Below are 11,498 nucleotides of genomic sequence, written 5' to 3'. Positions count from 1 at the left end.
GCGATCTAAATGAGTAACCCTAATGATTATATGTACTTAAAACCCAAAAGGACTTTGGCATTTTCCTTAGTCCTTTTTTTAACCCTCAGTCATGGAATGGCTCAAAAGTCGGTGGTATTACCTTTTGATGCTTATAAGGCGGAAAGAACAGAGTTTATCGAATTTGGTCTGTTAGACATAATGGTTATTTACTCTTATAAACTTTCGCAAAATGATTTGTATTTAGAAACCGTTAAAGTCAATGCTCAACCTCTGCTCGGTTATGAACTAAAATCAATCTCTTTATCTAAAAATAAGATTGATAATCATCACTATAGGTATGAATTATCGGCAGTACTCACAAAAACACACTTAGGAAAGGATATCTTCTCAGCTCCTATTACAATAGTTGGAAGCCTATTTGTTGATGTAGATGATACCAGCGGATTTTCAATAAATCACGAGTTTCATGAAATTCCTGTAATTTCTAAACCCTTCTTGGCCATTCAATACATATGGAATCTGCACTATTGGTTGGTTTTAATAAGTGTATTGGTTCTTTTGGCACGAAAAACGTTACTCAACCTGAGGCATGCTTTAATTGTTGTCATTCCATTAATAGGCCCACTAGTCTATTTGATAAAAGAACTAAAGGTTCTGTTAAAAAAAGAAATGTCTAAGCTCAAGTCAGATAAAAACGATGGAGTTTAGCGGTTGGAAAGTTTAAAAAGTACAGCCTAAAAACTGAACAGAAAGTAGAAGAAAATAACCACCCACACCGCATCTACAAAATGCCAGCTATTTGACAAAATCCTGAATTTTATCTTTTGATAGGGGTTGGTTGAATATACCAGATGCCTTACCACATCTTTTGAGGTTTTATGACACTCCAGCAGTAGATAGAGCAAAAAACCCATAATACCAGCCATGTGTATTACATGTAGCCCCGAGATTACATACAGATAAGCACCCGAACGCTCTCCGGTAAAGAGAATGTTGTGAGCTTGTAATTCCTTCCACCCTACCACCTGAAAGCAGGCAAAAACCAGCCCCAACAGAAAGGTTATTCCAAGCCACTGCTTAAGCTTGGGTAAGTTATCTTGCTCATACAGAGGCATAATCCGGGTAACACAGTAGCTTGACAATAACAATATGAATGTGCTGAGAATAAAGAATTTGGGAAACTCAAACTTGAAGAATTCGACCTGGGCAGGGCGAGAAGCCGTGAAGGCAATGATGGTAAAAAGGAATATGACCGCACTGCCAACCATAGATACATATACAAGCACTTCGTGCGGGTGCATACGTTCCATTTTTCTAAAGGCCTCTTTGCTCAGGTTCAGCTTTTCCTTCTGGGTTTTCATTGCCACATTAACATCTAAATAAACGAAAGGGTTGGCAATTGAAACAATTAATTTCCTTAAGAGGTTTTTATGCTTTTCAGTGTTCAACTTGAGAATTCGTTACATTTGCAAGCCATTTGAATTCAGGTTTTGAAGGTTAGAGATTTCATTAAGATTTATAGGGAAGACTCCGTGGTTCAAACCATTGCCGAGCGCATAAAGCCCAACGAAACATCGCATATCCGATTAAAAGGTTTGGTTGGAAGTCTCGATGCCGTAATTGCCACAGCTGTTTATCAGCTCAACAAGCAAACCTGCATATTTGTAATGCACGACAAGGAGGAGGCTGCCTATTTTCACAACGACTTGCAAAACCTGCTTGGAGAAAAAGAGGTATTGCTATTTCCTACCTCATACAAAAGGCCCTACCAGTTCGATGAAACCGAGAATGCCAACATTCTCATGCGGGCAGAGATTCTCAACCGAATTAACCACAAGGCCTCTACTGGTGAACTAATTGTGACCTACCCGGAAGCCCTTACTGAAAAAGTAATCAACAAAAAATCCTTATCTAAAAATACTTTTTCGGCCAAGGTGGGTGAGCAACTGGATGTACCTTTTTTGACCGAGCTGCTTCAAACCTACGACTTTGAACCCACTGACTTTGTGTATGAAGCCGGGCAGTTTTCGGTAAGAGGGGGAATTGTAGATGTTTACTCCTATGCCAACGATCTGCCATATAGAATTGAGCTTTTTGGCAACGAAATAGAGAGTATTCGAACCTTCGATCCGGTATCGCAATTGAGCCAGGAGAGTATAAAGGAGATAAACATTATTCCTAACGTTCAGACACGACTGTTGGAGGAAACCCGCCAGTCTTTTCTGAGTTTTATTCCTAAAAACTCAAAAATTTGGTTCAAAGACTACCAGCAAACGCTAGATACCATTGCCAAGTACTTTGAAAAGGCAAGCGGCAATTTTTCGGAAGTTATAGCTGCAAGCGGCACCCAGGTGGTGCTTAGCCCAGAAGAACTGTTTGAACAAACACATACTTTTGAAGAAGAGCTGAAAGGTTTTCAACAAATAGAGTTTGGCAACCGATTCTATTTAAATACCGACTTTGAATTGCGCTTTGAGGCCGAACCTCAAACCTCTTTCAATAAAAACTTCGACCTGATTGTAGAGAATCTGGGGCAGTGGCAAGTACAAAACTTTAGCCTCTGTGTGGCAGCCGAATCGTTGGCGCAGTTTAACCGGTTGGAAACCATTTTCCGAGAACTCGATCCATCGTTAGAAGTACAACCTTTGAACATTGGTTTGCGAAGCGGTTTTATAGACAAAAACAGGGAAGTACTTTGCTATACCGACCATCAACTGTTCGATAGGTTTCACAAATACAAAACCAAAACCAAACATTCGAAGTCTAAAGCACTTACACTTAAAGAGCTACGCTCACTTCAGCCGGGAGACTATGTAACCCATATTGACCACGGCACTGCCCGCTTTGCAGGCATGGAAAAGGTCGATGTGAACGGCAAAATGCAAGAATCTATTCGACTGGTCTATCGCGATGACGACTTGCTCTACGTAAGTGTGCACTCCATTCACAAAATTTCGAAGTACACGGGTAAAGAGGGAGCCCCTCCCAGTATAAGTAAGTTGGGTTCTCCCGAGTGGGAAAACAAGAAAAAAAGAGTAAAAGGCAAGGTTAAGGATATTGCCAAAGACCTTATTGAACTCTATGCCAAGCGCAAAAAAGCATCTGGTTTTGCCTATTCTCAAGACGGATTCCTGCAGGCAGAACTGGAGTCTTCTTTTATTTACGAAGATACCCCAGACCAGGCCAAAGCGACTGAAGATGTAAAAGCCGACATGGAGCAACCACATCCAATGGACCGATTGGTTTGTGGCGATGTAGGTTTTGGAAAAACCGAAGTAGCCGTTCGTGCAGCCTTCAAAGCTGCGGTCAATGGCAAACAGGTGGCAATACTTGTGCCAACAACTATTTTGGCCATGCAGCACTTTAGAACCTTTTCCGAGCGGCTAGCCGACTTTCCGGTTAAGGTGGAGTACATTAACCGTTTTAAAACCACCAAGGAAATTAAAGAAACGCTGCAACGGGTAAAAGAAGGAAAAACCGAAATACTCATTGGCACCCACCGTATTGTGAACAAAGATGTTCAGTTCAAAGATCTTGGCCTGCTCATAATAGATGAGGAGCAAAAGTTTGGGGTAAAGGTGAAAGATAAGCTCAAGGAGCTGCGGGTAAATGTAGATGTACTCACACTAACCGCTACCCCAATTCCGCGCACGTTGCACTTTTCGCTCATGGGGGCTCGAGACCTTAGCGTAATTGCTACACCTCCACCCAACCGGCAACCGGTTACTACCGAAATACACACGTTTAACGATGAACTTATTCGCGATGCGGTGAGCTTTGAGCTGAGAAGAGGGGGCCAGGTGTTTTTTGTACACAATCGTATCAATGATATTGAGCAGGTAGGCAACATCATTCTGCGGCTGGTTCCGGATGCCCGAATTGGTATTGCTCATGGCCAAATGGATGGCTCACTGCTTGAAAAACGAATGGTTAAGTTCATTGAAGGGGAGTATGATGTGCTGGTTTCTACCAACATTATAGAATCAGGACTGGATATACCCAATGCCAACACCATCATCATCAACCATGCCCATATGTTCGGCCTTTCCGACCTCCATCAAATGCGGGGACGAGTGGGCCGCTCAAACCGAAAAGCCTTTTGCTACCTCCTTACTCCGCCTACTATTGGTCTGACCAGCGATGCCCGTAAACGCCTGAGCGCCTTAGAGGAATTTTCCGATTTGGGTGATGGTTTTAAGGTAGCGATGCGAGATCTGGACATTCGAGGAGCAGGTAACTTACTGGGAGCCGAACAAAGCGGTTTTATTTCGGACCTGGGCTTCGACATGTATCACAAAATTCTCGATGAGGCCGTTCAGGAACTCAAGGAAACAGAATTCCGCGACCTTTTTATGGGCGATTTAGTGAAAGAGGCAGCCCAAATCGTTGCTCAGGACTGCACCATTGAAACCGACCTTGAAATTCTAATACCAGACACTTACGTATCTAACACCACCGAAAGAATTGGTCTGTACGCCAAGTTGGATAATATTAAATCTGAAGAAAAACTCGAGCGATTTATAAAGAATCTAAAAGATAGATTTGGGCCTATACCTGACTCGGTTCAAGACCTGATTCAAACCGTTAGGTTGCGGTGGGTAGCCGAAAAACTTGGTTTTGAAAAAGTGATTATCAAAAACGAGTCTATGAAATGCCACTTTATGCCTTCGGATAAAGAGGCCTACTTCCAGTCAGAAACATTTGGTAAGATTATAGCCTTTATTCAGCAACACCCTAAGCGCTGCAAAATGAAAGAATATAAAACCCGCCTTATTCTTAAGATCGATGAGGTACTTACCGTAAATGAAGCCAAAGACTGGCTCACTAAGATGTTGGAATAGCCCGGTGGTTCTCCAAAAACTGTTGCGACTCCCCAAGGTATGCCTTAATGGTGTTATGAATGAGGCCGAGATGAAACCTCAACTGTCGTGCTTTATCTGCAAAGGCTTCTGCGTTTTCTTTAGACTCCGCACGGCCCATAGCCCCCATAATATCGAACAGCTTTATCGCATTGTCAGAATAGAAGTTCTGTGCCGCATAGACTTCTGCGATTTGCATGTTTACTTCATTGGGAAGGTAGGTAAGCGAATTATTAATTTTGGCCACCTCAAGTGCCGATTTACTCAAAAAAGAGAATGAAAAATGAACCCCGAAGTCTTCATTAGAAGCATTGTTCTGAGCCTGAAGCCAACGGTCTATAAAAGCCATATCCTGGGAAATTTTGGCGGAGTCTTCCATAAGTTCTCGCCTGTTTTCCTGCACCTCTTCAATAATATTTAGCAGCGACTGTTGGGCAAGTTTTTTATTAAGGTAATCTTGTCGCCACTCGGTGAGGGTCATGGCCAATACAACGGCCACCACAATGGAAAAAAATTCAAAACCCGCCTTTCGCAAATCTATTTTTACGGCCATCAAAAGCTCATTAGATCCTTAAACTTAAGCGTTTGTCTTCTGGAAACATCTATTTCTTCTCCTCCTTTCAGATAAATACGAAGGCTACCACTAAACCAAGGCTCTATTCGCTCAATCCACTTTAGGTTTATGATTTGCTGACGATTGGCTCTAAAGAATGTTTTATCGTCCAGGCGCGACTCCAGATAGTTGAGTGTACGGGTAATCATGGGTTTACTATCGCCAAAATATACAGTGGTATAGTTGCCACTCACCTCAAACAAACGAATGTCTGATAGCTGCACAAACCAACACTTCTCACCATCTTTTACAAAAACCTGATCGTGAATGGTCAGTACATCATCTGCCCTTTCTTCTTCCTTCTGCTTCTTTTTAATCTTATCGAACACTTTAGAGACAGCTCCTGCAAGTCGCTGTTTTTCTACAGGCTTCACCAGGTAATCCAGCGCATTGTATTCAAACGCTTTAAGAGCATGCTCATCGTACGCTGTAGAGAATATTACTTCAGGCACCGCTTCAAGCTCCTCCAGCAAATCGAACCCACTTTTGCCGGGCATCTGAATATCGAGAAAAATAAGTTCAGGCTTCAGTTCGGCTATTTTTTCAATGGCCTCGTCTACATTGGCTGCCTCACCAACAATATGCACGTTGTCAAATTCTTTGAGCAGTCTCTTGAGCTCATTTCTGGCCAGGCGAGAATCGTCTATAATCAGTGTCTTCATAGTCTAAGTAAAGTTTAGCGGTACTTTCACGGTGGCGCACACCATATTTTCATTCATATTCTCAATGGTCAGGCTGGCCTGTTCTCCATACAACAGCCGCAGTCTTTCTTTTGAGTTGCTTATACCAATGCCTCTTCTTCGGCCCTTTGTGGCTGCATGAGGCCTCAGCTGGCCGGTGTTTTTCACGTAAATATTTACAAACTCGTGATTCAGTTTTGATTCCACAATTATTTCACCACCATTCGGCAAGTTATTAATGGAGTGTTTAATAGCGTTTTCCACCAGTGTTTGGATTATCATGGGCGGAATCATGGTTTCTTTAGACTGTTTGTCTATGATGAACCTGTACTTGAGCCTTTCCTCCAGCTGTATGGCTTCCAGGTTGAGGTAGTCTTTTACTACCTCCAGTTCTTTTTCTAATGATACCTTTTCGTACTGATCGAATTGAATGGAAAACCTTAGAAGATCGGAGAGGTGGGTAATAGAATCTCTGGCCTTTTCAGAGTCTTCGACCACTAACGATCGAATATTATTGAGGCTATTGAATATAAAATGTGGATTAATCTGCGCTTTTAAGGCGTTCAGTTCGGCATCTTTAATAGAAGCCGAGAGTTTCCACTTTTCTATTTCTACCTCCCTGGTTTTCTGTAAATACTGGTAGGCAAAGTACAGGGCAGACCAGCTGATGAAATACACGGCATAGCTACCCACATAACTAATTAGGAACACCAGAATTTTACTGCTAGTAAAGCCTTTTTGAGTAGCCGCTCTGATTTTTTCTAAAGTAGCCTCATCAACTCCTTCCATTTCCGGAATACCCATTACCTTATCCATGGCGCTGGGGTCTACCTTGGCCATTAAAAGAAGAGCACCTATGAGCGCACCCAAACTAAGAACAGACATTATAGTACCCTGAATTATACTGGCCAGAAAAACCCTGGGTACCAGGCGAGCCACCTTTAATTCTTTCCAGTTTTTGCTTTTTACATACTCTCTGTACAAGTGGCTGGTGAGAACCGATAGCAATATGGTAATGGTATTGACCCCAAAAGCCGTGACAAATGGCAAAAACATGGCCATAGTCATAAAGCTGGTGAGCATGAGACCCGTCCACCCGCCAAACTGTAGAATCCAATACAGTTTATTCTTATTCATAATTCAAAGAAAATACATCTACATCTAAGCCCCCGTGCGAATTGACTGAGTGGTTTTATGCCCTGATTAAATGACAATTATGCCCGCCAGCCTTTTTCTAGACAGGCATATTATTATATCATTACGAATAAGCAAAGACCTTATAAAACAAACAGTTGTACAATAAATCTGGCTAATTTTGAAAATATTATAGGCAAACCGGGCGTTCACCCTTTGAATTGACCGTCTGGATTGTGATAGATTTGCACATAAGTTTATATTAGCAAGTTCAAATTTCACCTAGACTTAGGAAAAGAATACTAAAATGAAAACAAGCGTGGGTCAGATAAAAGCAGGGCTATTGGGTTTAATGGTTCTCTGCTCAGCCAGTTCCTGTTCACTTCTCGGTATCGGCAAAAAAGACAATATCAGTGCTGCAACAGGCGAGGAGTATGCTACAAAAAAAGATCTTCTGGGTTACCGCCCGTATGACGACAAAGAACTACCTAACCCTCCGGGAATGGTGTTCATTCAAGGCGGTAGAACTATACTTGGGTCTTTCGAACAAGACTTGTATGGCTCCAGAGACAATATTGAACGTACGGTTACTGTAAACTCGTTCTTTATGGACGAAACGGAGGTAACCAATAGCAACTGGAAGGAATACGTGTGGTTTCAGTACAACCCTCAGCCCCTGTCTCTTCCCAAGAACGTGAGCATACTAGACCCCAACGATGATGATAATCAGAACCTGAGCAACCCTCCTCAGGCATGGATTCCTGACTATACAGGGCCTACTCACAGCAAAAGCAACCCACAGAATTACGAAGACATTATACCAGACGATGATGTTTGGGCCAGTGACTTCTCCTTTAATGACGTGTATTCAGAAAACTACTACAGCAACCCCGGTTTTAATAAATACCCGGTTGTTGGTGTATCGTGGAGACAAGTTGTAGACTATTGCAAATGGAGAACAGACTTTGTAAACCTGAAGCTCATCTTTGAAATGGATTATGATGATCTTCCGGCAGAGTTTCTGGAAGAGTTTCTGGTCAAAGATCAGACTACCGGAGAATATCAATTAGCTATTGGTGGGCAACCTATTGGTACTGTAAATGCTGCAGGCCAAGGTCAGGTAATAGAGATAGCCGATTTTGACGAGTTTCAGCAAGAGGTTGTGGAATACATTAACCTGCCACAAAACAGAAGAAGATTTATTGAAAGAGGTATCTATTTGCCAGACTTTAGGCTACCCAATGAAGCCGAGTGGGAGTACGCTGCAAAAGCTACTGTAGGAACGGTTTACCTGGACGAGAACGAAGAGTACGGAAGAATTTACCCTTGGGATGGCCGAGGCGTAAGAAACCCTTACGGTAAAAAGAGAGGCGAATTACTAGCCAACTTCAAAAGAGGCCGTGGTGACTATGCCGGTATTGCCGGAAATGTGAACAACGATGCTTCCGTAATACCCGAGCCGGTGGGCAACAGAGAGCCTAACGATTTTAACTTATTCAATATGGCCGGTAACGTGAGTGAGTGGGTTTTCGACACCTACAGACCTCTTTCGTTTGGCGATTTTGATGACCTGAACCCTGTAAGAAAGGACGGCACCAGTGACCCCGAAACTAATTATGGATGGCAAACTGTAAGAACCCGAGACAGTGTGGCTGCTAACCAAAGCCTTGAGTATAGATCATTGATAAACGACAGAGCAAAAGTTTATAAAGGTGGTTCGTGGAAAGATGTGGCCTACTGGATGGCTCCAGGTACGCGCAGATACTTAGATTTAGACAAAGCCACCAACACCATTGGCTTCCGTTGTGCCATGATTTCGATTGGTACACAACAGCTCGACCAATCGAATGGCATAGTAGGCAAAGTGTTTGGAGGAAGAAAATAGGCTTATACGAAAAAGCATTGCTAAAGGCGGTTGTTGAAACCGCCTTTTTTATTACCACATGCTTTAAGTTTACTTAACGCCTGCCATAACGGCCACACTTAATGCCTGGCAAGGCAGTGCCAGAAGAGGTGTAGCGCAAGCCACCAGTGTCGAACCTGTGGTCAGCACATCATCGACCAAAAGCACGCGTTTATTCTTCAGCCGATCTATTTCCTGAACCTCAAAAATTCCTTCAACATCTAAAATTCGGTTCACTTTGCCTTTCTTGGTTTGGCTATCGATATGTTTGGTGCGAATGAGGCCATGTTCAACCACCGGAGTTTTTAATACTTCCGAAAGGCCAATCGCAAAGCAATACGCCTGATTGTACCCTCTTATCTCCTGTTTCTTTGGGTGCAATGGCACCGGAACAATAGCATCAAAAGCATCGGCATAACCGCCTAGAAGCAAATCATGGCCGTACCACCGGCCCAACATTATACCAATCTCCTGATTGTCGTTGTATTTCAAAGCATGCAATACGTGCTGCATTATACCATTCTTAATAAAGTAAGCATACACCAACACATGGCTGAAAGGCACCAAGCCCATGAACTTTTCCTGAAAAGTATGCCTTTCTAAGGCGTGAGTATTCGTCTTGGGCAGGTTGTAATGACACTTAGGACATATATATTTGCTTCCCTGTGGAAGTGGATCATCACATCCCAAACACAGATTGGGGTAAATGAGAGAAAGAAAATCATTCCAGTATTCCCTGATTTTCATATTCATCCAATTTAATCAAATTAATATGAGTATAGTTCAAGAATTTAATGACTACAGAGCCAAAATGAACGAAAAGATCATGGCGGCCGACAATAAAGTGCTGAAGCGCTTCTTTAATCTGGACACCAACGCCTACGCTGAGGGAGCACTGGATGTAAAAACTAAGGAAATTGTGGGCTTAGCCTGCTCTATGGTGCTTCGTTGCGATGATTGCATCAAATACCATCTGGGAAAATGCCACGAACTCAAGATTACTACTGCCGAAATGTATGAGGCCTTTTCAATTGCCAACTTAATTGGCGGATCAATTGTAATACCGCACCTTAGAAGAGCTGTAGAATACTGGGAAGCACTTCAATCGGAAGAGAATGTATAAGAAGGATCTTGAACTCCATGTAAGGTGGGCAAAGTTAATGGCATCTATACAAGAAGTTATTGGCAAACGCCCTAAAGACCTGAATGGTGTTCTTTTTCTTATTGGGGTACAAGAGTTAGGCCGCGGGCCCTCACAGTTCAGCAAAGAGGAAAAGCAAGACCTTATGCACATAGCTATTTGCAAAGTACTGAGCTACTCAGGATACTATGAGCTGCAAGGCCACGATGCAGACGGCTGGCCACATTGGAAACTCATTAAAAAATTACCCCGGTTCGATCTGCTGGATCAGGAAAAGCTTCTCAAAATGCATGTATTAGAGTATTTTGAGAGAGAATTTGAATTAGTAATACAGGCATGAAAATAATCTCCTACAACGTAAACGGCATTCGAGCTGCTATTAATAAAGGTTTTAAAGAGTGGCTCGCAGAAGCCAACCCGGATATTCTTTGCTTGCAAGAACTAAAGGCCATGCCAGATCAAGTAGAAAACTTCTATGAAGAAATGGGCTACTATATGTACTGGGAAAACGCAGAAAAGAAAGGCTACTCCGGTGTTGCAATTCTTAGCAAAACAAAACCCAACCACGTGGAACATGGCTGTGGAAACGAAACCTATGATAATGAAGGAAGGGTTATTCGAGCCGATTTTAACGACTTCTCTGTAATGTCGGTTTACATGCCCAGTGGAACCAGTGGAGATATTCGACAAGACTTTAAATACCAGTGGCTCGACTTCTTTCAAGATTATGTTGACGATTTAAGAAAGCAAATCCCCAACCTTATTATTAGTGGAGATTACAACATTGCTCATAAGGAAATAGACATTCACAACCCGGTTTCAAACAAAAATTCATCAGGCTTCTTACCTGAAGAGCGTGCCTGGTTAACCAAATACGTTGATTCAGGCTTCATTGACACCTTCCGGGTGTTTAATCAAGAACCTCATCAATATTCCTGGTGGAGCTACCGGGCCAATGCCCGGGCCAACAACAAAGGCTGGCGTATCGACTACCATATGGCTACCTCACCATTAAAGGATCGATTGAAAAATGCCTATATAATGCCCGAGGCCAAGCATTCAGACCATTGTCCTATTGTACTGGAAATAGACTAAACACAAAGTTTATTTGCCTGTTTATCAATTGTTTTACAATCCTTTAGAAACTATTTGCGTAATTAAGGTAGGCTAACGCATAATGCTTATG

At 42.5% G+C, this 11,498-nt stretch carries 11 protein-coding genes; 6 read left to right on the top strand and 5 right to left on the bottom strand.

Annotated elements, in window-relative coordinates; all coding sequences use genetic code 11:
- Positions 1–96: 96 nt before the first annotated feature.
- Positions 97–690 carry a hypothetical protein gene (locus tag B3763_RS05780; protein WP_286744694.1) on the top strand — a complete coding sequence of 198 codons (594 nt, stop codon included), beginning with the start codon at positions 97–99 and terminating at the stop codon, positions 688–690.
- A 26-nt stretch (positions 691–716) separates the two neighbouring features.
- Here B3763_RS05780 and B3763_RS05775 read toward each other — a convergent pair whose 3' ends face one another.
- Positions 717–1,343, bottom strand: coding sequence for a cytochrome c oxidase subunit 3 (locus B3763_RS05775; protein ID WP_286744692.1), 627 nt, complete (start codon positions 1,341–1,343; stop codon positions 717–719).
- 129 nt (positions 1,344–1,472) lie between these two features.
- Between B3763_RS05775 and mfd the strand changes: the two genes are divergently transcribed.
- The gene (mfd, locus tag B3763_RS05770; RefSeq protein WP_286744691.1) at positions 1,473–4,823 is read left to right on the top strand and encodes a transcription-repair coupling factor; all 3,351 of its coding nucleotides are present in this window, start codon (positions 1,473–1,475) and stop codon (positions 4,821–4,823) included.
- Here the strand turns inward: mfd and B3763_RS05765 are convergent.
- The 3 genes from B3763_RS05765 to B3763_RS05755 are packed head-to-tail and all read right to left on the bottom strand — an operon-like array spanning position 4,807 to position 7,271.
- Complete coding sequence (locus B3763_RS05765; RefSeq protein ID WP_286744688.1) at positions 4,807–5,394, bottom strand: hypothetical protein; 588 nt, start codon at positions 5,392–5,394, stop codon at positions 4,807–4,809. The genes mfd and B3763_RS05765 overlap by 17 nt on opposite strands.
- Positions 5,394–6,116, bottom strand: coding sequence for a LytR/AlgR family response regulator transcription factor (locus B3763_RS05760; RefSeq protein WP_286744686.1), 723 nt, complete (start codon positions 6,114–6,116; stop codon positions 5,394–5,396). Before B3763_RS05760 ends, B3763_RS05765 begins: the two co-directional genes overlap by 1 nt.
- Positions 6,117–6,119: 3 nt before the next feature.
- Positions 6,120–7,271, bottom strand: coding sequence for a sensor histidine kinase (locus B3763_RS05755; protein ID WP_189628809.1), 1,152 nt, complete (start codon positions 7,269–7,271; stop codon positions 6,120–6,122).
- A 304-nt stretch (positions 7,272–7,575) separates the two neighbouring features.
- Here B3763_RS05755 and B3763_RS05750 point away from each other — a divergent pair, with 304 nt between their 5' ends.
- Positions 7,576–9,153, top strand: a complete 1,578-nt coding sequence (locus tag B3763_RS05750) for an SUMF1/EgtB/PvdO family nonheme iron enzyme (RefSeq protein WP_189628808.1) — start codon at positions 7,576–7,578, stop codon at positions 9,151–9,153.
- Between the two features lie 69 nt (positions 9,154–9,222).
- Here B3763_RS05750 and B3763_RS05745 read toward each other — a convergent pair whose 3' ends face one another.
- Positions 9,223–9,918, bottom strand: coding sequence for a ComF family protein (locus B3763_RS05745; protein WP_286744682.1), 696 nt, complete (start codon positions 9,916–9,918; stop codon positions 9,223–9,225).
- A gap of 25 nt (positions 9,919–9,943) precedes the next feature.
- Here B3763_RS05745 and B3763_RS05740 point away from each other — a divergent pair, with 25 nt between their 5' ends.
- Genes B3763_RS05740 through B3763_RS05730 form a run of 3 tightly spaced genes read left to right on the top strand, consistent with a single transcriptional unit; the run spans position 9,944 to position 11,407 of the window.
- Positions 9,944–10,294, top strand: a complete 351-nt coding sequence (locus B3763_RS05740) for a carboxymuconolactone decarboxylase family protein (RefSeq protein ID WP_189628806.1) — start codon at positions 9,944–9,946, stop codon at positions 10,292–10,294.
- Positions 10,287–10,652 (top strand): hypothetical protein, encoded by a 366-nt coding sequence (locus B3763_RS05735; protein WP_189628805.1) that lies wholly within the window; start codon positions 10,287–10,289, stop codon positions 10,650–10,652. Before B3763_RS05740 ends, B3763_RS05735 begins: the two co-directional genes overlap by 8 nt.
- Positions 10,649–11,407: an exodeoxyribonuclease III gene (locus tag B3763_RS05730; protein WP_189628804.1), complete on the top strand. Its 759-nt coding sequence runs from the start codon at positions 10,649–10,651 to the stop codon at positions 11,405–11,407. The genes B3763_RS05735 and B3763_RS05730 overlap by 4 nt, the downstream gene beginning before the upstream one ends.
- Positions 11,408–11,498: the final 91 nt, after the last annotated feature.

It is taken from the genome of Roseivirga sp. UBA1976, assembly GCF_002336325.1.
Taxonomy (GTDB): Bacteria; Bacteroidota; Bacteroidia; order Cytophagales; family Cyclobacteriaceae; genus Roseivirga; species Roseivirga thermotolerans.
This window is presented reverse-complemented; position numbering and strand designations above follow the sequence as displayed.